The following is a 22,449-nucleotide window of genomic DNA, read 5'->3' on the forward strand; positions in this document are numbered from 1 at the left end:
TCTTGTCTATGCGGCGCGAAACGGGATGCAGCAAGGTCACGCCCGGCCAACTATTCGCGCCTGCTGCGTAATCTGGCGGTACCCAAGCGCGGCGCAAGACCTTAGGATCAAGAAAACGACGCGTGTGCCAAAATACACGCAGGCACAAGGATACGCGGATGGCACGCACGCGCGAGGTTGGCACGTTATGGATCGGTGGCCCGCTCAGTTGGCTTGAACAGCTGTGCCTGAAATCCTTTGTGGACAAAGGGCAGAAGATCACCCTGTTTTCCTACGAGGATATCCCCAACGTCCCTGATGGTGTGATCCGCCGCGACGGGCGCGAGATCATAGATACCGACGATTTCATCAAATACGAACAGAAGAACTCATTCGCGCTGTTTGCTGATTGGTTCCGGCTGCACATGATCCAGAAATGCCCCGGCATGATCTGGATCGACACGGATATCTTCTGCCACCGTCCTATGACCTATGACAGCGACTATGTCTTTGGCTATGAGCTGCCGGACTCACCTCGGATCAACAACGCGGTGCTGGGCATTCCCGCTGACAGCGAGCTGCTGCGCCAGATGCTGGACTTCACCGAGGATCGCTATTCCATCGCGCCGTTCCTGCCGAAGGCGAAACAGCGCGCCATGCAGCAGGCGGCGGAAAGCGGCAACCCGGTTCACATTTCGCAGCAGCCATGGGGTGTCTGGGGGCCGATGATGGTAACACATTTTGTTCACGCGTTGGGTTTGGAGCACCACGCCCTGCCGGTCAGCGCCTTCTACCCGGTCACCTTCCCCGAGCGGTACAAGTTCATGCGTCGTGTGGCGTTGGCCAAGCAGCTGATTGCCGAAGACACCACGGCACTTCATTTGTGGGCCTCCAACAAGCGCCAGTTGGGCAATCATCACAACGGCCTGCCGCCCAAAGGCACGTATCTTGCCAAACTTGTGGCAGAGACGGGTATCAACCCGGTCCTCGCGCCGATCAAAGGGCGCGGGCACACGGTGTTTGACGGCGCGTTGATTGATGAGGTCGACCTGACCGAGGTCCGCTCGGTCGCGGATCTGACCGGCAGGGCGCGCAGCTTTGTTCTGGCGCTGCATCATAAGTTCGATTGCGACGTCAAGCTGGTCGACGTGAACCGTCGCGGCAAGTTCAAATCCGAAGAGGAGCCGTGGATCGCCGACTATGTCGCCTTTCTGACCGATCATGAGGTCGACCCGGACCGGATCGAAATTATCACCTCCGAGGATCGGCTGAAGCCGGTGGATGTGCTGTGCAATCTCGAAGGGTTCGGCGATCGCTACAAGGTGCCTTTCCTTGAGAAATTTCTGACCCGGATGCTGCATTCCGACACGCGGCTGTTCATGGATATCCGCAAAGGCTCGGGCGCGTTTCCCTTCCTCAAGGCCTTCGGGACCAATGAAAAGATCGCCACGCATGAGGTTGACGGGCACGAGGTCACCCGCGTGAAGGTCTTGCCCAAACCGCCCGAACCCACCGATGCCGCAAGCAGCTGGGCGCGGATCGCGACGGATTTGGCCGGAAAGGACGGCTGGTATAGGCCGGGCGAGAACGGGCACTCGCTGCTTTTTATGCCGCGGTCCAAGGACACTCTGGTGGTGACCTTCGACAATCTGGACGTGGCGATGAACAACCGCAAAGACCGCCGCCCATGGGGATATTCTTTCATCAAAGAGCAGAACTGGTCGATGCTGTCGGCCATTGCAGGCGGCTGGACCTGGTATCGCGAACCGTGGGTCTATGACCAGTTCGATGAGTTGAAGCAGAGCGGTTTCTTCAAGCAGTTTCAGCGCGTTGTCTTCTACGGGGCCTCGATGGGCGGCTATGCGGCCTGCGCTTTTTCTCCGGCAGCACCGGGCTGTGATGTGGTTGCGATCTCACCGCAAAGCACGGTCGACAAGTCCGTTGTCCCGTGGGAGACGCGCTATAAAACCGTGTGGGATCGGGACTTTACCGGCTCCTATGGCGATGCAGCACAGGTCAGTCAGGCGGCGCGGCGGGTGTCGATCCTCTATGACCCTTATGAGCCGCTGGATGCTGGCCACGCGGCGCGGTTCACGAACACCAACGTCTCGCATCTGCGCGCGCCGCTGCTGGGGCATCGCTTGGGGTCGTCTCTGCTGCAGATGGGTATCCTGCACCCGATCATTCTAGGGGCGTTGAACGGAACTCTCACCGAGGCTGAGTTCTACACCCTTCTGCGCGCCCGCAAACAATTCCCGCGCTACCAGCGAGAGCTGTTCAATCGCGCGGTCAAGAAAGGGCACAAGGACCTCGCCCGCCGCCTGGGCGCACATATCCTGAAACAAAACCCCAACCGGGCCGTGCGACTGGGGTTGAAGGAACTGGGCTAGACGAGGCCGCTAGGCGCGTTTTTCGCCGATGGTCGCAACCCCCAGAATATCCAGAACCTTGGCTTCGATCTGTTCAGCATTCATGCCGGCAACCGCGTACATATCTGCCGGGCTGGCCTGATCAATGAAGATGTCGGGCAAGACCATCGAGCGGTATTTGAACCCGCGATCAAACACGCCTTCGTCGGCCAGAAGCTGCGCAACGTGGCTGCCGAACCCGCCCACGGCGCCTTCTTCGATGGTGATCAGCGCCTCGTGGTTTTCGACCATATCGAGGATTAGATCACTGTCCAGCGGCTTGGCAAAACGCGCGTCCGCAATGGTCGGGGTGATTCCGCGCGCCGACAAGGCCTCAGCCGCTTTCTGTACTTCGGCCAGACGGGTGCCGAAGGACAACAAAGCCACACGCGCGCCCTTCTGGATCAACCGGCCTTTGCCGATTTCCAACACCTCGCCCCTTTCGGGCAGGTCAACGCCAACGCCCTCGCCCCGGGGATAGCGGAACGCAATCGGGCCGTCATCATGGGCTGCGGCGGTGGCCACCATATGCATCAGCTCGGCCTCATCTGCGGCGGCCATGACGACCATGCCGGGCAGATTGGCCAAATAGGCAATATCGAACGACCCGGCATGAGTGGCGCCATCCGCGCCAACAAGCCCGGCCCGGTCGATGGCAAAGCGCACCGGCAGACGCTGGATCGCCACGTCATGCACAACTTGATCATAGCCGCGCTGCAGGAACGTCGAATACATCGCGCAGAAGGGTTTCATCCCGCCTGCAGCCAGCGCGGCACAGAAGGTCACGCCATGCTGCTCCGCAATCGCCACGTCAAAACAGCGAGAGGGGTAGCGTTCCGCAAACAGGTTCAACCCGGTACCATCGGGCATGGCGGCGGTCACGGCAACGATCTTGTCATCGCGCGCGGCCTCTTCCACCAGCGTCTTGCCAAAGACCGAGGTATAAGACGGCGCGTTTGAGGGCGCTTTTTTCTGTTCACCCGTGACAACATCGAACTTGGCGGTTGCGTGGCCCTTGTCGCGGGCCTGCTCGGCCGGGGCGTAGCCTTTGCCCTTTTTGGTCAACACATGAATCAGGATCGGCCCAGTCGCCCGTGCCTTGACGGTGCGCAGAACCGGCAGCAACTGGTCCATGTCATGCCCATCAATCGGGCCAAGATAAGAGAACCCCAACTCTTCGAACAAGGTCCCGCCAACGGCCATCCCTTTGAGCATCTCTTTCGCGCGTTTGGCTCCTTCGCGGAACGGCTCGGGCAGCAGAGAAACCGCGCCTTTGGCGGCGGCCTTCAGTTCGTGAAACGGTTCCTCGGCGTAAATGCGCGACAAGTAGGTCGACAGAGCGCCGACGGGTGGCGCGATACTCATCTCATTGTCGTTCAGGATCACGATCAGGCGCTTTCGCAGGTGGCCTGCGTTGTTCATCGCCTCAAACGCCATGCCCGCAGACATGGAGCCATCGCCTATCACCGCTATCGCATCGCCTAGCCCTTCGGGCGTTACACCGCCCAGATCACGCGCGACGGCAAAGCCCAATGCGGCGCTGATCGAGGTACTGGAATGCGCCGCGCCAAACGGGTCATAGGGGCTCTCGCTGCGCTTGGTGAAGCCGCTGAGGCCATCCTTCATACGCAAGGTGCGGATACGGTCGCGGCGTTCGGTCAGGATTTTGTGCGGATAGCACTGATGCCCCACGTCCCAGATGATCTTGTCGCGCGGTGTGTCGAAGACCGCATGCAACGCCGTCGTCAACTCAACCACACCAAGGCCCGCGCCCAGATGCCCGCCGGTGACCGACACGGCCGAGATCGTCTCGGCCCGCAATTCCTGCGCCACCTGATGCAGTTGAGCATCCGAGAACTGCTTCAGATCCGCAGGGCGGTTCACAAGGTCCAGCAGTGGCGTATTCGGACGGTCAGACATTTGGCGCGTTCCTGGCTTAGCTGTCCCGGGCAATAACGAAGCGAGCAGCGTCCTTCAAGGTTTCAGCCTTGGCCCCATACCCATCCAGCGCGGCGCAGGCTTCGCCTACTAGCTCTGCGGCACGGGCCTTGGCTGCATCCAATCCCAGAAGCGAAACAAAGGTTGCTTTGCCTGCATCCGCGTCTTTCTGCAGCCGTTTGCCTGCCTTTTCGGCATCGCCCTCGATATCCAAGATGTCATCGGCGATTTGAAAAGCAAGCCCAAGGGCTTGGGCATATTGGCGCAACGGTGTCGGATCGGCTTGCGCCAACCGAGCGCCCGCGCAGGCGGACCATTCGATCAACGCCCCCGTCTTGCCTGCTTGCAGCCGCGTGATTTCGTCCAGCGACAGCGGGGCAGACGCCGTTTCAGCCGCAATATCCAGTGCCTGACCCAGAACCATGCCCTGCGCCCCACTTGCCTTGGCCAGAGTCATCGCCAGTTCGGCGCGAATCTCGGGCTTGCCGACTTCGGGTCGTGTGCAAAGCTCAAACGCCAGGGTCTGCAAAGCATCCCCGGCGAGAACGGCAGTGCCTTCGTCCCACTTCACGTGAACTGTCGGGCGCCCTCGTCGCAGGTCATCATCATCCATGCAGGGCAGGTCATCATGAACGAGGGAATAGGCGTGCAACGCCTCAATCGCGGCCGCGGGCCAGATTGCCTGAGCGGCCTCAACGCCATGGAGGCGCGCGCTTTCCAGAACCAGAAACCCCCGTAGACGCTTTCCGCCTTCGGTGGCGTAGGCCATGGCCCGCGTCACATCCAGATCGTCAAGCGCCCCCAGAACCAGATCGAAATGGCTCTGAACCCGCGCCGCATCCTGCGCCAGCCTGTCGCGAAACATTTACTGACCTTCGACTGGAGTCGTCCCGGTTGGCTGCCCGTTGGCGTCCAGTGTAATCGCGGCGACTTTTTCCTCAGCGCGCTTCAACTCATCTTCGCAGCGCTTCTTCAAAGCCGCGCCGCGCTCATACAGCGCAATCGACTGATCCAGCGCCACATCACCGCGTTCCAATTGGCCGACTACGGCTTCAAGCTCTTTCATCGCCTGTTCAAACGTCATTTGCTCAACGGGGGTATCGGTCATCGTGCTGCCTTCATCAGTTCTTCCACATGGGCGCGTGTCGCCTCGGCCAATGCGTTCAGATCATACCCGCCTTCCAGAGTCGAGACGATACGGCCCTCACAAACCTCATCGGCGATCTTGCACAGTTCGGCGGTGATCCAGGCGAAGTCGCCCGTGGACCAGTTGAGATTGGCCAGTGGATCGTCCTGATGGGCATCAAACCCGGCCGAGATAATGATCAGGTCGGGCCTAAAGGCTCTCAGACGCGGGAAGGCTTGCGACTCATAGGCCGCACGCATCTCAGCCCCACCGCTTGCAGGTGGCAGGGGGATGTTCAGAACCGTGTCATAGGCCCCGGTTTCATCGGGGCGACCGGAGCCGGGCCACAAAGGCATCTGCTGGCTGGTGATCACAAGCGCGCGTTTTTCGTCCCATAACAGGTCCTGCGTGCCATTGCCGTGATGCACGTCGAAATCCACCACCGCAACACGGGCCAGCCCGTGATGGTCCAGCGCATGTTTGGCACCCAAAGCGGCATTGCCGAACAGGCAAAACCCCATCGCCTTGTCGGTTTCTGCGTGATGGCCCGGCGGACGAATGGCGCAGAACGCATTGGGGACCTCGCCAGACAGCACCAGATCCACCGCCCGAACAACGGCCCCAGCGCCCCGATAAGCGGCGTCGACCGAGCCTGGAGACATAAAGGTATCCCCGTCAATCTGCGTATACCCCTCTTCAGGCCGCGTGGCCCGAATATCGCGGATATAGTCTTCAGGGTGAACCCGCAGCAAATCGTCATCCGCCACCATCGGAGCGGTCCTGCGGTCCAGGTCCAATGCCTCCAGCGCATGTAGTATATGCTCTAGCCGCGCCACCCGCTCAGGATGGCCATCGGGGGTGACATGGCCCAGACAATCTGCATGGGTCAACAAGGCCGTCTTCATCGGGATCCCCTCTTCATCTGGCTAAAAATATCCTCGCCGAAGGCACAAAATCGCCGCGCAGCGGCCCGGTCAATCCGGTGCCAACATATACCCTGCTCCGCGCACGGTTTGCAGGTATCGTGGCTGCTTGGGATCCTGTTCGATCTTGCGGCGCAACCGCGTGATCTGCACGTCGACGGCCCGCTCCTGCGCCTGCCCCTTGTCGCGTCCCAGATCCTCAACCAGTTTTGCCCGGCTGACCGGCTCCCCCGGTTTGGCCGAGAAGATCTTCATCAACTGGCTTTCCGTCGCGGTCAGACGCACCGGGTCCTCGCCCTGCCACATCTCTCCCCGCTCGATGTCATAGCGGATCGGGCCAAGGGTCAGGATTTTCGCTGCCGCATCTTGGGCAGGAGCTTCGGGCATCCGCCGCAGAATGGCGTTGATGCGGAGCAACAGCTCTTTCGGCTCAAACGGTTTGGCCAGATAGTCATCAGCCCCGGCCTCAAGGCCCGCAATCCGATGCTCGGTCTCGCCACGCGCCGTCAGCAGAAGGATCGGAGTGCTGTGGGTCTCGCGCAGCGCTTTGGTCAGGCTCACACCGTCCTCGCCGGGCATCATCACATCCAGAACGATCATGTCGAAGTCCAGCCCGGACAGCACCCGGCGCGCATGCGCCGCGTCGCGCGCGGCGGTCACCAGAAACCCGTTCCGCATCAGGAACTTTTTCAGCAGGTCGCGAATGCGCTCGTCATCATCGACGATCAGCAGGTGGGCATCCATATCGCTCATGAGGTCGTATCCCGCAACTTCTTGTAAGCATGACGCATATCAGCATCCATCATGGCTTCAAGTACTTTGCGAAAACCGGCCACGGCCTCGGGGCCCGCATCCTTGTAAGCGGCCCGCATCCGCGCGCGTTGGGCGTCGGACAATGTCGCCTCAAGCGCGCGGCCTTTTTCCGTCAGAAACAGATGCCGCTCGCGCTTGTCGACGGTCCCAACCCGGCTTTCGACCATGCCGTCTTCAATCAGGGTCCGCAGCACCCGGTTCAGGGATTGTTTCGTCACGCCCAGAATGGCCAACAGGTTGTTGACCGTCGTGCCGGGGGCGCGGTTGATGAAGTGGATCGCGCGGTGATGCGCCCGCCCGTAAGACATGTCCGACAGGATTCGATCCGGATCCGCCGTGAACCCCCGATAGGCGAAAAACATCGCCTCAATCCCCTGCCGCAACTGCTCATCGGTTAGGAACAACAGGCTTTCGCCCCCATATATCGGGGCGGGGCGGATTTCGGACATATCATGCCTCATGCGTTACTCGGTCTACAGTTTAAGTCAGCCTTATTGACATTCCAAGGGCAGACAGGTATCGAATCGCAGTTTTTGCGCAAGATTGTGTCCGCTCCGGTCCTAACTAGCGCAACATTCGCAAATTCAACCCGGTTCAGGAGGTTTCGCATGGCGGGGTATGATGATCGTGATGGCACCATCTGGTTGGATGGCAAGCTGGTCCCATGGCGCGAGGCCAATGTCCACATCCTGACACATGCGATGCACTACGCCTCGTCCGTGTTCGAAGGCGAGCGCGCCTATAACGGCAAGATCTTCAAAAGCCGAGAACATTCTGAACGTCTGATCGCCTCGGCCGAGGCGCTGGACATGCCGATGCCCTACGATGTGGATCAGATTGAGGCCGCCAAAGAAGAGGCCTTGAAAGCCAGCGGCCTACAGGACGCCTACGTCCGCGCGCTGGTCTGGCGTGGGTCGGGCGAGGATATGGGCGTGGCCTCGGCCAAGAACCCCGTGCGGATGGCTGTCGCCGTGTGGCCGTGGGGGGCCTACTACGGCGACGCCAAGATGCAAGGTGCCAAGCTGGACATCGCCGAATGGAAACGCCCCAGCCCCGAGACCATTCCGGTTCATGCCAAAGCGGCGGGCCTCTACATGATCTGCACCATCTCCAAGCATAAGGCCGAGGCCAAAGGCTGCTCGGATGCGCTGTTCATGGACTGGCGCGGCTACGTGGCCGAGGCCACCGGTGCCAACGTCTTCTTCGTCAAGGATGGTGAGGTTCACACGCCGCTGGCAGACTGCTTCCTGAACGGCATCACCCGCCAGACCGTCATCCAGATGCTGAAAGACAAGGGCATCACCGTGCACGAACGCCGCATCAAGCCTGAGGAAATGGCCGATTTCGAACAATGCTGGCTGACCGGTACGGCGGCTGAGGTCACCCCGGTTGGGCAGATTGGCGACTACACCTTTGAAGTGGGCGACCTGACCCGCGAAATCGCGGAAGACTACGAGAAACTCGTCCGCGCCTGATAAGACCTGAAACCCTCGCTTCGGCGGGGGTTTTTGTTGCAGATCGTGCAGAGTATCTTGCAAATCGTTCAACGGCATGGAACTTGGCGCGCTGCGCTGTATCTTTGGCCTATGTTGGACCTACTCAGCGATATCCTCACCCGCCTGTCCCTGCGCGGCACGTTCTATTTCCGAACCTCCTTCACCCCGCCTTTCGGGATTCAGGTGCCCGGCTTTGAAAACGTGGCCCGGTTTCATTTCGTCCAGCGCGGAGAGCTGAAGGTCCACATCCCGGCAACCGGCGAGACCGTTCGTCTGAAACAGGGTGACCTGATCGTAATCCCGCATGGCGCGCAACATGCGTTACTGTGCAACGAGGTCAGGCCGTTTGACGCTCTGCCGTTAGAGCAAGTCCTCGACATTGCGGGCTATACCGGTGACGGCGTTCTGGTCTATGGCGGCGGGGACGAAGAACGCGATACCCAACTGATCTGCGGGCATTTTTCCTTCACTGGACCGGCTGGCCGGAATGGCACCGGTCATATGCTGATCGACCGGCTGCCGCCCTACATCCTGATCCAGAATTACGGAGAAGAAGCGGGATCGTGGATCGAGGCCACCCTGCGCATGATCGGCTCAGAAGTGTCCGGCGCGCGGATTGGCGGCGACCTGATTGCCCTGAAACTGTCCGAAGTGCTGTTTGCTCAGGCGATCCGGGCCTATTTGGAGCATCAAAGCCCTGACGATGACGCCTTGGCCGGGTTTGCCGACCCACGAATCTCGCGCGCTTTGACCGCGTTCCACCAAGCCCCCGCGCAAGAGTGGAGCGTGGCCAGCCTTGCCAACGAGGCAGCTATGTCGCGCACGGCCTTTGCTCAGCTTTTTGCCGAGAAGATGGGAACCACCCCGATGCAATATCTGACGGACTGGAGGATGCAGATCGCCTGCCACGGTCTGACCGAGGGGCGCTGGAATGTGGCCGACGCCGCAGCCGAGGCCGGATATGCCTCTGAGGCGGCGTTTTCGCGGGTGTTCAAGAAACAGGTCGGAGTGTCTCCCGCCGCTTATCGCGAGATGCACTGATCCACCGACACTTCTGAACGATCTGCAATGTTTTGCAAACGATCTGGGCTGCTGCGTTCCCAACGCAGTTCTTATTCTTGATCTGTCTCTGATTGAGGAAAGGAAATCCAGATGTCCCTTCGTTTTGTCACCCGCAATATTCACGCCTATCTCGACTATCCTGTTGCCATTGCGCTGATGGTGCTTCCCTTTGTTTTAGGGCTGGGCCAATCCTACCCACTGGCGCTTTGGCTGTCCGTTGTCACTGGCGTTGCTGCTTTCGTCCTGACGGTGCTCACTGACCATCACCTGGGGATTTGGCGGGTGCTACCTTACAAGCTGCATCTGACCGTGGATCTGGCCGTTGGCGTGACCTTCCTGTTGGCCCCCAGCCTGCTCGGCTTTTCGGGAATCGACGCGCTGTTCTACTGGCTGAACGGGGCTGCTGTAGTCGCTGTGATCTCGCTCAGCGCGCCTGGACAGACAGCAGCGGCCTGAATCCTGTCTATCCCTCACTGCTCAAAGCCGCGCCATCTTGCGCGGCTTTTCCCTTTTTAGGATCTGTTTTTCCGGGTAAAGCAGGCTCGCTATCTTGCCCGGTCGTTTTCCCTTGCAAAAACCGACAAAAACAGTCAGAAAAAATCAACGCCAGATGAACCGATCAAGCACAAGGTTCCGGTGCGGTCAGTGGGCTCAGCAAGTTCAGTCGTGATGGCCTGCCACCGTTCCGGGAACGACCGAGGGCACCGATGCGTACCAGATTTGAAGAGCTGCTATCCGACCCGTGTTGCGCGTCCTGTGATTGCGATGCGCTGGCCTCGGATGTCGAGGCCTATCTGGATCGCAAAACCTGCGACGCAGAAAAATGCCGAGAGCTGAACCAACAGCCCTCGGACGATGTTGTCAGTGAAACACCCAAAAGGGCGCTCGGTCAGTAGTCCACGCCGCGCTGGGCTTTGATTCCGGCCTGGAACGGGTGCTTTTCTTCGGTCATCTCAGTGACCAGATCGGCATAATCCCGCAACTCTTGTGGCGCATCGCGGCCCGTCAGGAATACGCTGGTCTTGTCAGAGCGGCCGTTCAGCCCCTCGATCACACGCTCAACCGACAGGTATTCGTAGCGCAGTGCGATGTTGATCTCATCCAGCACGACCAGATCGTAGTCCCCGCTGGCCATCAGGTCGCAGGCCTTGTCGAACGCGGCTGTGGCGGCGGCGATGTCACGTTCCCGATCCTGAGTGTCCCAGGTAAAGCCTTCGCCCATCGTGTGCCACGTCACCAGATCGCGTTCTTCGAAAAAGCGCCGCTCGCCGGTTTTCCATTTACCCTTGATGAACTGAACAACGGCGACCTTTTGGCCCCAGCCAAGCGCACGGATCACCACGCCAAAAGCGGCCGAGGATTTGCCCTTGCCCTTTCCGGTATTGATCAGCACCAGACCACGGTCGGGGTCGACCGCTTCGGACACTTTCTTGCGGTGCTTGGCCTGCACCTTTTGCATCTTTTCCTTGTGGTCTTGTGCGTCACTCATGCGGAGCCCTCATTGATTGTTGCGCTCAAACTAAGCGAAGTTGGCGAAAGGTAAAGTCACGGTTTGTGGTCGGTCAGAGACCGCGCCTTGCCGCGCTCCAACCCCAGCTGATGTTCGCGCCAAACCACGACCACATTGCCTGCAATCACCAGCGCAGCCCCCAGCAAGATCGCCAGCGTTGGCAGCTCATCGAACCAGAAATAGCTGATCGCAATGGCGAACAGCATGGTGGTGTAGTCATAAGGCGCCAGCATCGATGCCTGACCAAACCGATAGGACGAGGTCACAAGGATCTGCGCAACCCCACCGATAAGACCCACAACGATCAACAACAGAGCCTGATCCAGTGATGGCATGGTCCAACCCCAAAACACGGTCAGCGAAGACAAGAGCGTTGCCGTGATCGAGAAATAGAACACGATGGCGGCGGGGTGGTCGACCTTGACCAATTGCCGGATATGGATTTGCACAAAGGCCCGCGCGATGGTTGCGGCCAGAACGCAAAGGGCGCCAATCGTTGCCGCTACCTCCATCTCGGTGCTGCCAAGCCGGGGCCAGAGCATGATCAGAACCCCCACCAGCCCCAGCATCACCGCACCGATGCGGATCATGCGAATCCTCTCACCCAACAGCAATGCGGCCAGGACGAGGGTAAAGATCGGAGTCGCGTAGCCTATGGCGGTGACCTCGGGCAAAGGCAGCAAGCTGAGGCCGGTAAAGGTCAAACCCATTGCGCTGGTGCCCAGAACGCCACGCCAGAAATGGCCCATGGGTTTCTTGACGACAAAGCCCTGTGACAACTCCCCGCGCCAGATCAGCCAGGCAATGATGACGGGAATCGCCAGGAGAGACCGGAAAAAGACCAACTCACCCGGTGGGAAGTCTTCGGACAACGCTTTGACCAAGGCCGACATCAAGGTGAACAGCATCAAGGCGGTCAATTTCAGGCCCACAGCAAGAGCCGGGCGGTGCGATGTCAAGGATTGTGCCATTGGCCGGGAACCTGCGCTTTTGGCGCGGAAAGATCAACGCCGGGATTGTAACAATCCGGGGGAATTCCAGGCGTCGGGGACAGGGTGGCCGATTTCATCCGCGAAGGCCCTGAGGAATTCAAGCATCTGCGCCCGGCGTTCTTGCGCCAGAGCATGGCCCGCCTCGGTCAGCATATCGTCGGGCAGGCTCAGCAGTTTCACTTTCCAGTGGTCGATTGAGAAATTCAGATCGTCCAGATCGCGCGCCTTGGCAAAGGGATCCTCGGGGTCGTAGAGATCACGGCCCAACGCACCCGCGACCGCAAAAGTGCGCGCGATACCGATGGCCCCCAGCGCATCGAGCCGGTCCGCATCTCGCAGGATGCAGGCTTCGGATGTGCGGGGTGGAACGTTGGCCGAGAAGCTGTGCGCCTCGATCGCGTGTTGGGTGGCTTGGATTTGCGCGTCAGAAAAGCCCAATTCCTTAAGAATAGACTCTGATTCCTGAGCGGATTGGCATGATGCCAAGTGGCGGTTCGGGTCGTTCTTTGGCAGGTTGATCAGATCATGCAGATAGCTGGCGGCCAGCAGCACGGCCATGTCCGCCTTATCGTCTGCGATCGCTTGCGCGTTTCGCCAGACACGGTCCAGATGGGCCAGATCATGGGCAGGATCGGTTTGCATACGCTGCGCGACGATGCCGCGCAGCTTTGTGCGCAGATCAGCCGATATGTCCACGGTTCTCACCGATCTGGCCGCGATGCAGAAGCAGGTGATCGAGGATCACACAGGCCATCATCGCCTCGCCCACGGGCACGGCGCGGATACCAACGCAAGGGTCGTGGCGGCCTTTGGTGATGATCTCAGTTTCCTCACCGGATTTGGTGATCGTCTTGCGCGTGGTCAGAATTGACGAAGTCGGTTTGACGGCAAAGCGCACCACGACATCCTGCCCCGTGGAGATCCCGCCAAGGATGCCACCGGCGTGGTTCGAGCTGTATTGCGGGCCGTTCTGGCCCATGAAAATCTCATCCGCGTTGGCCTCACCGGTCAGTTCAGCGGCGGCCATGCCTTCGCCGATCTCGACGCCTTTAACGGCGTTGATCGACATCATCGCGGCGGCGAGATCAGTGTCTAACTTGGCATAAATCGGCGCGCCGATCCCGGCGGGGACGCCGCGCGCCACCACTTCGACCACCGCACCGACCGAATTGCCGGACTTGCGCAGACCGTCCAGATAGTCAGCCCAATTCTCGGCGGCCTTGGCGTCTGGCGTCCAGAACGGATTCTGTTCGATCTGCGACCAGTCAAAATTGCCGCGGTCGATCCTATGCGGGCCGATTTGGGTCATATAGCCGGTGATCTGCACATTGGGCGCGATCTGTTTGATCGCTTCGCGCGCCAGCCCTCCCGCCGCAACGCGCGACGCGGTTTCACGGGCCGAGCTGCGCCCTCCGCCGCGATAGTCGCGGATCCCGTATTTCTGCCAGTAGGTGATATCGGCATGCCCCGGGCGGAACTTCTCCATGATATCACCGTAGTCTTTCGAGCGCTGGTCGGTGTTCTCGATCATCAGCTGAACGGGTGTGCCGGTGGTTTGACCTTCGAACAAGCCAGACAGGATTTTCACCTGATCGGGCTCGCGCCGCTGGGTGGTAAACTTGTTTTGCCCCGGTTTGCGCTTGTCCAGCCAGTGCTGGATCATCGCCTCGTCGATTTGTACGCCCGGAGGGCAGCCGTCGACCGTCGCGCCCAAGGCGGGCCCGTGGCTTTCGCCCCAGGTGGTGACGCGGAAGAGGTGTCCAAAGCTGTTCATCGACATGGGGCGGGCTCCTTTGCGGGGTTGTGATTAGCGGGGAGAGCCTTTGGCCTCAAGTGGATTTGCGTTTGAAATGGGGGAAGGGGGCTCTACCCCCGCCGCGCTAGCGCGCCTCCCCCGAGGTATTTTCAAACAGAAGAAGGATCAGGTTGCTTTGATCGCCTGGCGGGTTTTCGTAATGTTGAGGGCGGCGTTGGCGGCCTCACGCCCTTTTTGCACGAAGTGGTCGCGGTAGATGGCGTTGTGGTGGTCGGTTTCCTGATATTGATGTGGAGTGAGCGAGACCGACAGGACCGGGACGCCGGTGTCGAGGCTTGCGCGCATCAGGCCGTCAACCACGGCCTGGGCCACGAAATCGTGCCGGTAGATGCCTCCATCAACCACAAAGGCGGCGCAGGCGACGGCTGCGTACTGGCCGGTTTGGGCCAGATCCCGTGCGATCAGGGGCATTTCAAACGCGCCGGGGACGTCGAACACGTCAACCTGAACGGCTGGGATGAGTTCCAGAAACCCCTCAAGCGCGCGATCAACGATATCGGAATGCCAGTTGGCTTTGATAAAAGCATAGCGGGTGTGTGTCATCATGATCTCCTTAGCAAAACAGACACTTCACCCAAGGCGATCACGAGCAGACACGCCGTTTCACCGACGCATCTGGCACGTTCTCTTTCATCCGGACTTTAACCGTCGGCTCTGGCCTCTCACCAGATCTGCTGACACCCCTTCGTGAACACGGCGAGGCCGCTCGCGGGCTTACAGGTCATCGCCCGCATACCGCCGGTGGGGAATTTCGCCCCGCCCTGAGAACGAGGCGGACCTTGCATAGATTGGGCCTCCTCTGCAAGAGATTTGGCAGGAGGAGTCCCATGCACCCGAATCCCGCCTTCCGCGCTGAGGAGATCAGCCGACATATCGCCTTTGCTCGCGAACGCGCCTTTGGCGTCTTGGCCGTGTCGACGGATGCCGCGCCTTTGATCAGCCACGTGCCATTTCTTTTGTCCGAAGATGGCACGGTGGCGGAGCTACATCTTGTCCGCTCGAATCCGATCGTCCGGCTTTTGAAGACGCCGCAGGCAGCGCGGATCGCAGTTTCGGGGCCGGACAGCTATGTCTCGCCCGATTGGTATGAGGTGAGCGATCAGGTGCCGACGTGGAACTATGTCGCTGTTCACCTAACCGGCATTCTAGAACTGCGCCCGGCGGAGGAGATGCGAGACCTGCTAGACCGGCAGTCGGCGTTTTTCGAAGACCGGCTGCGCCCGAAGCTGCCTTGGCACAGCAGCAAGATGGAGGGCGACGCGCTTGAGCGGATGATGCGGATGATTCTGCCCTGCCGGATGCGGGTTGAGGATATTCAGGGCACGTGGAAGCTGAACCAGAACAAGCCCGATGACGTTCGGATGCGGGCGGCGGAGCAGGTCGGGAGTTTTGGGATCGGCTCGGAGGTGCAGGCCCTGCAGGCGCTGATGCGCGCTGTGGAGCCCTCAGGCAAATGACGGCTTTTGTTTTCCGCACCCTGCTGTAAGGTCAGCCCAAACAAAGGAGTGCGCGCATGAAACTCTATCACAGTCTGACTTCGCCCTATGTCCGTAAAGTCATGGTTTTGTTGCATGAAACAGAACAGCTAGAGGATGTTGAGTTGGAAACGGTGGCGGGTACGCCTGTGGCGCCAGCCGCGCCCTTGATCGGCAAGGCACCTTTGACCAAGGTTCCGGCGCTGGAGCGCCCCGATGGACCGACCCTGTTCGATAGTCGTGTGATCTGCGCCTTTCTGGATGACCGCGCCGGGGGGCGGTTTTATCCCGAGGGTGCGCGGCGCTGGGATGTTCTGACGCTTGAGGCGCTGGCAGACGGTATTCTGGATGCCGCGCTGCTGATGACCTATGAAAGTCGGCTGCGTCCCGAAGACAAGCAATGGGATGAATGGGTAGACTCGCAATGGGTCAAGGTTGAGCGCGCCTGTGCCGTGTTGAACCAGCGCTGGATGGCGCATCTGTCGGGGCCGCTGGACATGGGGCAAGTAGCCGTGGGTTGCGCGCTGGGCTATCTGGATCTGCGCCATGATGCACGTGGCTGGCGCAAGGGCAATGATGCCCTCGCAACCTGGTTTGCCGAGTTTGATGCGCGTCCGAGCATGGTCGCCACGCGTCCGGTGACGTAAACCTTACTGGCTGAACGTCGCCAGATAGGCGGCGATGTCGTCCGCGCCTTTCTTGAGCTTCACGCTCATGTTCGGGCGGGCGGTATCGTCCTGAAGAAACTCCTTGATGAACCCGATCGGGTCTTCGGAGTATGCGGCGATGTTTTCCTCGGTCCAGACCAGACCTGCGTCACCGGCGCGGATCATGTCGTCGGTGAACATGCCGATGGGCAGGCGTTCGCTGCCATAGCGATAGTCGTTCTCGGATCCGGCGGTGCGGCCCACGACCCCGTATAGGTTGGGGCCTGTGATGCCGCCTTTGACTAGAACCTCGCCATCCTTGATGATCGCGTGGCAGGCCGAGCAGCGGTTGTAGAGCTTTTCGCCTTTGGCGGGGTCTCCGGCCGCGACGGCTTGGGTCGAAACAGAAATCGTTAACAGAACGACGGCCAAGTGGGTCTTTGACATGGGGGGTCTCCTGATCGGCGTTCGCGCGAAACCGGGCATCAGGTATTCGCGCAATAAGTGCAACAGGAAACAGACCCGTTCGCGGTGCGAAAAATCGTCTATTTCAGGCATATGATTTGTTGTGGAACAAACCCGGTTTCGTATGTCGGATTTTTCAGGTTTTCGCACCAATGCGACCCACTTGTGCTGTCGGCCCAGGTTCGCTGGTCCCGGTCAGATTGGGGTCACAGGGCGCGAATCAAGCGGGGCTGATTCGACGCTTCGTTGAAACATGAGGGCGAGAAACATCAAAAAGACTGCCCCGCGCGATGATAAATTACGCAGATGCGGCGTATTGCGCATTCAACACCGCTGGACGAATACTATTCTGCTCGGTAGAGAATTCCGCTAAGACCCGGCATCCGTGCCGGGTTCCAGCTATTGGCCCGTTCGCACGGGCGCTAGACAATCGGAGAAAACCTCGTGTCCCACGTAGAAGACCACGAAGGCACCCGCAGAGATTTCCTGTACTACGTCGCGGGCGGCGCAGGGGTCGTAGCGACCGGTGCTGCGGTATGGCCTATGATCAATCAGATGAACCCGTCGGCGGATGTGCAGGCCCTGTCCTCGATCCGTACGGATGTAAGCGGGGTTGAGCCGGGTACACAGCTGACGGTCAAGTGGCTGGGTAAACCGGTCTTCATCCGTCACCGCACCGGCGCTGAGATCGCCGAAGCGCAGCAGCAGGACGAAGAAGCGGTAGGTAACCTGCCTGACCCGCTGGCCCGGAACTTCAACATCAACGCAGATGCACCCGCGACCGACGCTAACCGCGTGATGCCATCGCCCGAAGGCGAGGCAGAAGGCGCGTGGATCGTTCAGATGGGCGTTTGTACCCACCTGGGCTGCGTGCCTCTGGGTGATGCAGGCGACTTTGGCGGCTGGTTCTGCCCCTGCCACGGCTCGCACTACGATCTGGCGGGCCGGATCCGTAAAGGCCCCGCGCCTGAGAACCTGCCGATCCCACCGGTCGAGTGGGTCGACGCTTCAACCATCAAACTCGGCTAAGGGAGACCCAACTTATGTCCGGCATTCCCCACGATCACTACGAGCCGAAGTCAAACGGCGAAAAGTGGCTGCACAGCCGCCTGCCTATCGTCGGCCTGATGTACGACACCCTGATGATTCCCACACCCAAGAACCTGAACTGGATGTGGATCTGGGGCATCGTTCTGGCCTTCTGCCTGGTGCTGCAAATCGTTACCGGCATCATGCTGGTTATGCACTACACGCCGCATGTCGATCTGGCCTTCGCCAGCGTCGAACACATCATGCGTAACGTGAATGGCGGTTACTTCATCCGCTACCTGCACATGAACGGCGCATCGCTGTTCTTTGTCGCGGTCTACATTCACATGTTCCGTGGTCTCTACTACGGCTCCTACAAAGCCCCGCGTGAGATCACGTGGATCATCGGTATGCTGATCTACCTGATGATGATGGGCACCGCCTTCATGGGCTACGTTCTGCCCTGGGGCCAGATGTCCTTCTGGGGTGCGACCGTGATCACCGGCCTGTTTGGCGCGATCCCGTTTGTGGGTGATGCGTTGCAGACATGGCTGCTGGGTGGACCCGCAGTGGATAACGCCACGCTGAACCGCTTCTTCTCGCTGCACTATCTGCTGCCGTTCATCATTGCGGCGCTGGTTATTGTGCATATCTGGGCCTTCCACACCACCGGCAACAACAACCCTACGGGTGTTGAAGTACGTCGCGGCTCAAAGGCCGAGGCCGAAAAAGACACACTGCCCTTCTGGCCGTATTTCGTGATCAAGGATCTGTTCGCTCTGGCGGTCATCCTTGTCGTGTTCTGGGCCATCGTGGGCTTCATGCCGAACTATCTGGGTCACCCCGATAACTATATCGAAGCCAACCCGCTTGTGACGCCTGCACATATCGTGCCCGAATGGTACTTCCTGCCGTTCTACGCGATCCTGCGCGCCTTCACCGGTGAGGTCTGGGTTGTTCAGTTCGCCAGCTTCATCACCGGCGGCATCATTGATGCGAAATTCTTCGGTGTTCTGGCGATGTTCGGTGCGATCCTGGCCATGGCTCTGGCGCCCTGGCTGGACACCTCGACCGTGCGTTCGGGTCGGTATCGTCCGATGTTCAAATGGTGGTTCTACCTGCTGATCATCGACTTCTTTGCCCTGATGTGGCTGGGTGCGATGCCTGCGGAAGAGCCCTATGCGACCTTCTCGCTGATCGCCTCTGCGTACTGGTTTGCGTATTTCCTCGTAATCCTGCCGCTGCTTGGCGTGATCGAGAAACCTCTGGCCCCGCCTGAGACCATCGAAGAAGACTTCAACGCGCACTATGGCAAGGCTGACGCTGACGCCACGCCGGCCGAGTAAGAAGAGGGACCGGAAACATGTTCAAGAAACTTGCAATCGGCGCTGCGTTTGCCCTGGCCCTTACCCCTGCCGCTTCTTTTGCGGCAGGCGACTATGACACTCATATCGAGGATTTCGACTTCTCGTTTGAGGGTCCGTTTGGAACCTGGGATCAGAACCAGCTGCAACGCGGTCTTCAGGTTTATACCGAAGTCTGCGCGGCCTGCCATGGCCTTCAATACGTTCCTCTGCGCGATCTGGAAGCGCTGGGTTACAGTGAAGAGCAGGTGATCACTTACGCGGCGGACAATTTCGAGGTTTTCGACCCCGAGTTGGACGATTTCCGCCCGGCAATCCCGACCGACCACTTCCCGGCGAACAACGGAGTTGGCGCGCCGGACCTGAGCCTGATGGCAAAAGCCCGCGCGGGCTTCCACGGCCCCTATGGTCTGGGCATCAACCAGCTGGTCAAAGGCATGGGCGGCGCGGAATACATCGCCTCTCTGCTGGACGGCTACACTGGTGAGGAGAAGGAAGAGGCAGGCACGATCCTTTACGAAAACAAGGCCTTCCCTGGAGGCTGGATTTCGATGGGCCCGCCGCTGTCCGAAGATCAGGTTGAATTCGCCGATGGCCACGCGGCCACTGTCGAAGCCATGTCCGAAGACGTCGCAGCCTTCCTGATGTGGGCTGCGGAGCCCAAGCTGACGGACCGCAAGAACGCTGGTTTTGTCGGCGTGATCTTCCTGACCGTCCTGTCGGTGCTGCTGTATCTGGTCAACAAGCGCCTGTGGGCACCGCACAAAGGCAAGCTGCGCGAGCAGTGAAGCTTTTGAGCTTTTGAAACTGAAAACCCTCGCGCCTATCCGGTTGCGGGGGTTTTTCTTTTTCAGGTGGCAGAGGGGCCAGCCCCTCTTGGCCTGCGGCCAATTCACCCCGAGGTATTTTTGGCCAGATGAAGAAAGGATCAGGCTTGAAGCTGGGTTGCTGTTTGTCCGGTGATCGTCGCGGTGATGATCTGGCCTTCGGGATGGGGGGTGTCGAAACTAACCTCGGTGAATTGTTCAGTGCGGCCCATATGCGGGTTTTCCATCAGGATGTGATGGGTTTGGCCGATCTGGGCTGAGAGGTGTTTGGCGACCTGCGCCTCTCCGGCTTTGCGCAGGCGGGCGGCGCGGTCCTTGATGATCTTGCCGTTGACCTGCTGCGGGATGCGCGCCGCTGGCGTGCCTTCGCGTTTGGAGTAGGGGAAGACGTGCAGCCAGGTCAGGTTGCAGTCCGTGACCAGTTTTAGGGAGTTTGCGAAATGCGCCTCGGTTTCCGTGGGGAAGCCAGCGATGATGTCGGCGCCAAAGGTCATGTCGGGGCGCAGGTTGCGCGCCTCTTCGGTGAAACGGATGGCGTCATCGCGTCGGTGGCGGCGCTTCATCCGTTTCAGGATCAGGTCGTCGCCATGCTGCAGGGACAGGTGCAGATGCGGCATCAGTCGAGGCTCGGTCGCGATTGCCTGCATCAGGTTTTCGTCCACCTCGATCGAATCGATTGAGCTGATGCGCAGGCGCGGCAGATCGGGCACGAGTTTCAGAATACGCATGACCAGATCGCCTAGTTTGGGCTGTGCGGGCAGATCTGCGCCCCATGAGGTCAGGTCAACACCGGTCAGGACGACCTCGTTATAGCCTTTGTCGACCAGCCGTTTGATCTGATCAACGACCACACCGGCGGGCACGCTGCGAGAGTTCCCGCGGCCATAGGGGATAATGCAGAAGGTACAGCGATGGTCGCAGCCATTCTGGACCTGCACATAGGCGCGTGAGCGAGTTCCGAACCCGTCGATCAGGTGCCCTGCCGTTTCAGTGACCGACATGATGTCGTCGACTTGAACGGTTTCAGTCTCGCCGATGAAGTCAGCTGCCATGCCTTTCCAGGTGTCAGGCTGCATTTTCTCGGTATTGCCGATCACGGCATCAACCTCGTCCATGGCCGAGAAGGTCTGCGGTTCCGTCTGCGCGGCGCATCCGGTCACGATCAGGCGCGCGTTGGGGTTTTCGCGGCGCAGCTTACGAATCTCTTGCCGGGCCTTGCGAACCGCCTCGGCTGTCACGGCGCAGGTGTTGACGATCACCGCATCTTGCAGACCCGCTTGCTGAGACAGCTCTTTCATCGCCTCAGTCTCATAAGCGTTCAGACGACAGCCCAGAGTGGTGAATTTGGGGGCACTCATCTCAGTGACCTCAGGAATTCCGGGGTCAGAGTGCCCGAAAACACATGGCAGGTCGGCCCGGTCATCCAGACGCCATCATCGCGCCAATCGATCCAGATTGTGCCGCCGTCCAGCTCGATCTGCACCTTGCGCCCCGTCAGGCCGCGCCGGGCCGCGGCGACGGCTGTAGCGCAGGACGAGGACCCTGAGGCCAGCGTGATGCCCACCCCACGCTCCCAGACGCGCATACGGATGTGGTCCGGCCCGATCACCTGCGCCACCTGCACATTGGTGCGTTCAGGGTAAAGGGGGTGGTGTTCGTGCCGCGAGCCAAACTCGGCCAGGGGAATCGCTTCGGCGTCGTCCACGAAAAACGTGCAATGGGGGTTGCCCATGCCCGTTGCCGAGGGTGCGCCCTCAATCGGCAGTTCCAGCGTGTCCATCTCTTCAGCCAAAGGTATGTCTTGCCAGTCCAATTGAGGTTGTCCCATATTGACCGAGGTCAGGCCGTTGCCTGCATCTTGCGCGTATAACGTGCCGCGTTCGGTCGTCAGGGTCAGGTTTGTTTTGCGACTCTCTTCCATCAGGAAACGGGCAATACACCGTGTGGCGTTCCCACAAGCGGCCGAAGTCGACCCGTCCGCGTTGTAGAACACGAGATGCGCGTCGGCCGCTCCGTTTTCGATCACTGCCAGCTGATCGAATCCCACACCAAACTGCCGGTGCCCGATTCCCTTTGCCAATGCAGCGCTGATCGGCGTCGCCTGTGCGCGCGCGTCGACAATAACGAAGTCATTGCCCAGCCCGTGCATCTTCATGAAGGGCAAACCGGTATCGAGTCTCTGTTGCATGGCGGGCATATAACGTTGGTCCTGCGATGAATCCACCCTGCGGTGACGATTCCTGAAAAAAGGGCTTGACCCCCCTGCGCCACCTGCCTAATTAGGCCGCCTATCGGGTCGCCGGAAACACTGATTACTCTGGCGAAACGAGGCGCAAAATAAGGTCTTGAATCCGGTCGGGAAAATGCCTTAAAGAGCGCCACGGATCGCAAAGATCCAGACAAAAGAGTGGGCCGTTAGCTCAGTTGGTAGAGCAACTGACTTTTAATCAGTGGGTCGCAGGTTCGAATCCTGCACGGCTCACCACTGTTTTCAAAGACTTACGAGGCGATCTCATGCCTAACACTCGCTTCGGGTAAGCGCAGGGTAAGCGAAGGCCGCCATTTTTCCCTTTACATTC

General features: G+C 59.8%; 24 protein-coding genes, 1 tRNA gene and 1 riboswitch. Of the genes, 11 read left to right on the top strand and 14 right to left on the bottom strand.

Annotated features, from left to right (window positions below; translation table 11 throughout):
• Positions 1-158 precede the first annotated feature (158 nt).
• Entirely contained in the window at positions 159-2,369 is a 2,211-nt protein-coding gene (locus ACR0J4_RS21335) for a hypothetical protein (RefSeq protein WP_170644046.1), read from the top strand.
• Between the two features lie 9 nt (positions 2,370-2,378).
• Here ACR0J4_RS21335 and dxs read toward each other — a convergent pair whose 3' ends face one another.
• The 6 genes from dxs to ACR0J4_RS21365 all read right to left on the bottom strand — a co-directional run bounded on the left by dxs (position 2,379) and on the right by ACR0J4_RS21365 (position 7,636).
• Positions 2,379-4,307 carry a 1-deoxy-D-xylulose-5-phosphate synthase gene (dxs, locus tag ACR0J4_RS21340; protein WP_170555232.1) on the bottom strand — a complete coding sequence of 643 codons (1,929 nt, stop codon included), beginning with the start codon at positions 4,305-4,307 and terminating at the stop codon, positions 2,379-2,381.
• 16 nt (positions 4,308-4,323) lie between these two features.
• Positions 4,324-5,190 (bottom strand): polyprenyl synthetase family protein, encoded by an 867-nt coding sequence (locus ACR0J4_RS21345; RefSeq protein WP_170644048.1) that lies wholly within the window; start codon positions 5,188-5,190, stop codon positions 4,324-4,326.
• A complete protein-coding gene (locus tag ACR0J4_RS21350; protein ID WP_120634800.1) occupies positions 5,191-5,433 on the bottom strand; it encodes an exodeoxyribonuclease VII small subunit in 243 nt (80 codons plus the stop codon).
• Positions 5,430-6,356, bottom strand: a complete 927-nt coding sequence (locus ACR0J4_RS21355) for a histone deacetylase family protein (protein ID WP_170644049.1) — start codon at positions 6,354-6,356, stop codon at positions 5,430-5,432. The genes ACR0J4_RS21350 and ACR0J4_RS21355 overlap by 4 nt, the downstream gene beginning before the upstream one ends.
• 69 nt (positions 6,357-6,425) lie before the next feature.
• Entirely contained in the window at positions 6,426-7,127 is a 702-nt protein-coding gene (locus tag ACR0J4_RS21360) for a response regulator (RefSeq protein ID WP_170644051.1), read from the bottom strand.
• A complete protein-coding gene (locus ACR0J4_RS21365; RefSeq protein ID WP_170459388.1) occupies positions 7,124-7,636 on the bottom strand; it encodes a MarR family transcriptional regulator in 513 nt (170 codons plus the stop codon). The genes ACR0J4_RS21360 and ACR0J4_RS21365 overlap by 4 nt, the downstream gene beginning before the upstream one ends.
• Before the next feature lie 159 nt (positions 7,637-7,795).
• Here ACR0J4_RS21365 and ACR0J4_RS21370 point away from each other — a divergent pair, with 159 nt between their 5' ends.
• The 4 genes from ACR0J4_RS21370 (at position 7,796) to ACR0J4_RS21385 (ending at position 10,641) form a co-directional block, all read left to right on the top strand.
• Complete coding sequence (locus tag ACR0J4_RS21370) at positions 7,796-8,662, top strand: branched-chain amino acid aminotransferase (RefSeq protein WP_170379731.1); 867 nt, start codon at positions 7,796-7,798, stop codon at positions 8,660-8,662.
• A gap of 111 nt (positions 8,663-8,773) precedes the next feature.
• Complete coding sequence (locus tag ACR0J4_RS21375) at positions 8,774-9,724, top strand: AraC family transcriptional regulator (protein ID WP_170494359.1); 951 nt, start codon at positions 8,774-8,776, stop codon at positions 9,722-9,724.
• Positions 9,725-9,835: 111 nt separating this feature from the next.
• Positions 9,836-10,201: an SPW repeat domain-containing protein gene (locus tag ACR0J4_RS21380; RefSeq protein ID WP_170644053.1), complete on the top strand. Its 366-nt coding sequence runs from the start codon at positions 9,836-9,838 to the stop codon at positions 10,199-10,201.
• Positions 10,202-10,452: 251 nt separating this feature from the next.
• Complete coding sequence (locus tag ACR0J4_RS21385; protein WP_170644055.1) at positions 10,453-10,641, top strand: hypothetical protein; 189 nt, start codon at positions 10,453-10,455, stop codon at positions 10,639-10,641.
• Here the strand turns inward: ACR0J4_RS21385 and cobO are convergent.
• From cobO to ACR0J4_RS21410, 5 genes are all read right to left on the bottom strand, one after another.
• Positions 10,635-11,234: a cob(I)yrinic acid a,c-diamide adenosyltransferase gene (gene cobO / locus ACR0J4_RS21390; RefSeq protein ID WP_170644057.1), complete on the bottom strand. Its 600-nt coding sequence runs from the start codon at positions 11,232-11,234 to the stop codon at positions 10,635-10,637. The two genes, ACR0J4_RS21385 and cobO, sit on opposite strands and share 7 nt — an antisense overlap.
• A 56-nt stretch (positions 11,235-11,290) precedes the next feature.
• The gene (locus ACR0J4_RS21395) at positions 11,291-12,226 is read right to left on the bottom strand and encodes a DMT family transporter (protein ID WP_170644058.1); all 936 of its coding nucleotides are present in this window, start codon (positions 12,224-12,226) and stop codon (positions 11,291-11,293) included.
• Positions 12,227-12,259: 33 nt separating this feature from the next.
• Positions 12,260-12,943, bottom strand: coding sequence for an HD domain-containing protein (locus ACR0J4_RS21400; protein WP_170644060.1), 684 nt, complete (start codon positions 12,941-12,943; stop codon positions 12,260-12,262).
• Positions 12,927-14,027 (bottom strand): chorismate synthase, encoded by a 1,101-nt coding sequence (aroC, locus tag ACR0J4_RS21405; protein WP_170644061.1) that lies wholly within the window; start codon positions 14,025-14,027, stop codon positions 12,927-12,929. The genes ACR0J4_RS21400 and aroC overlap by 17 nt, the downstream gene beginning before the upstream one ends.
• A 141-nt stretch (positions 14,028-14,168) precedes the next feature.
• Positions 14,169-14,606: a 6,7-dimethyl-8-ribityllumazine synthase gene (locus ACR0J4_RS21410; RefSeq protein ID WP_170644062.1), complete on the bottom strand. Its 438-nt coding sequence runs from the start codon at positions 14,604-14,606 to the stop codon at positions 14,169-14,171.
• Positions 14,607-14,681: 75 nt separating this feature from the next.
• A riboswitch (FMN riboswitch) is annotated at positions 14,682-14,836 on the bottom strand.
• A gap of 54 nt (positions 14,837-14,890) precedes the next feature.
• Here ACR0J4_RS21410 and ACR0J4_RS21415 point away from each other — a divergent pair.
• Both ACR0J4_RS21415 and ACR0J4_RS21420 read left to right on the top strand, forming a co-directional pair.
• Complete coding sequence (locus ACR0J4_RS21415) at positions 14,891-15,520, top strand: FMN-binding negative transcriptional regulator (protein ID WP_170644063.1); 630 nt, start codon at positions 14,891-14,893, stop codon at positions 15,518-15,520.
• A gap of 56 nt (positions 15,521-15,576) precedes the next feature.
• The gene (locus tag ACR0J4_RS21420; RefSeq protein ID WP_170644064.1) at positions 15,577-16,185 is read left to right on the top strand and encodes a glutathione S-transferase; all 609 of its coding nucleotides are present in this window, start codon (positions 15,577-15,579) and stop codon (positions 16,183-16,185) included.
• A 3-nt stretch (positions 16,186-16,188) separates the two neighbouring features.
• On the opposite strand, the gene ACR0J4_RS21425 is transcribed toward ACR0J4_RS21420, so the two are convergent.
• Positions 16,189-16,632, bottom strand: a complete 444-nt coding sequence (locus tag ACR0J4_RS21425) for a cytochrome c family protein (RefSeq protein WP_170644065.1) — start codon at positions 16,630-16,632, stop codon at positions 16,189-16,191.
• Between the two features lie 462 nt (positions 16,633-17,094).
• Between ACR0J4_RS21425 and petA the strand changes: the two genes are divergently transcribed.
• Genes petA through ACR0J4_RS21440 form a run of 3 tightly spaced genes read left to right on the top strand, consistent with a single transcriptional unit; the run spans position 17,095 to position 19,831 of the window.
• Positions 17,095-17,679, top strand: a complete 585-nt coding sequence (petA, locus tag ACR0J4_RS21430) for a ubiquinol-cytochrome c reductase iron-sulfur subunit (protein WP_170379708.1) — start codon at positions 17,095-17,097, stop codon at positions 17,677-17,679.
• Positions 17,680-17,693: 14 nt separating this feature from the next.
• Complete coding sequence (gene petB, locus ACR0J4_RS21435) at positions 17,694-19,025, top strand: cytochrome b (protein ID WP_170379706.1); 1,332 nt, start codon at positions 17,694-17,696, stop codon at positions 19,023-19,025.
• 17 nt (positions 19,026-19,042) lie between these two features.
• Positions 19,043-19,831 (top strand): cytochrome c1, encoded by a 789-nt coding sequence (locus ACR0J4_RS21440; RefSeq protein WP_170644066.1) that lies wholly within the window; start codon positions 19,043-19,045, stop codon positions 19,829-19,831.
• Between the two features lie 140 nt (positions 19,832-19,971).
• Here the strand turns inward: ACR0J4_RS21440 and mtaB are convergent, their stop codons facing one another.
• Positions 19,972-21,228 carry a tRNA (N(6)-L-threonylcarbamoyladenosine(37)-C(2))-methylthiotransferase MtaB gene (mtaB, locus tag ACR0J4_RS21445; RefSeq protein ID WP_170555270.1) on the bottom strand — a complete coding sequence of 419 codons (1,257 nt, stop codon included), beginning with the start codon at positions 21,226-21,228 and terminating at the stop codon, positions 19,972-19,974.
• Positions 21,225-22,067: a diaminopimelate epimerase gene (gene dapF / locus ACR0J4_RS21450; RefSeq protein WP_170555272.1), complete on the bottom strand. Its 843-nt coding sequence runs from the start codon at positions 22,065-22,067 to the stop codon at positions 21,225-21,227. The genes mtaB and dapF overlap by 4 nt, the downstream gene beginning before the upstream one ends.
• A 212-nt stretch (positions 22,068-22,279) precedes the next feature.
• On the opposite strand from dapF, the gene ACR0J4_RS21455 reads away from it, so the two are divergent.
• A tRNA-Lys gene (locus ACR0J4_RS21455) sits at positions 22,280-22,355 on the top strand.
• Positions 22,356-22,449 lie beyond the last annotated feature (94 nt).

It is taken from the genome of Ruegeria sp. B10 (genome assembly GCF_056539825.1).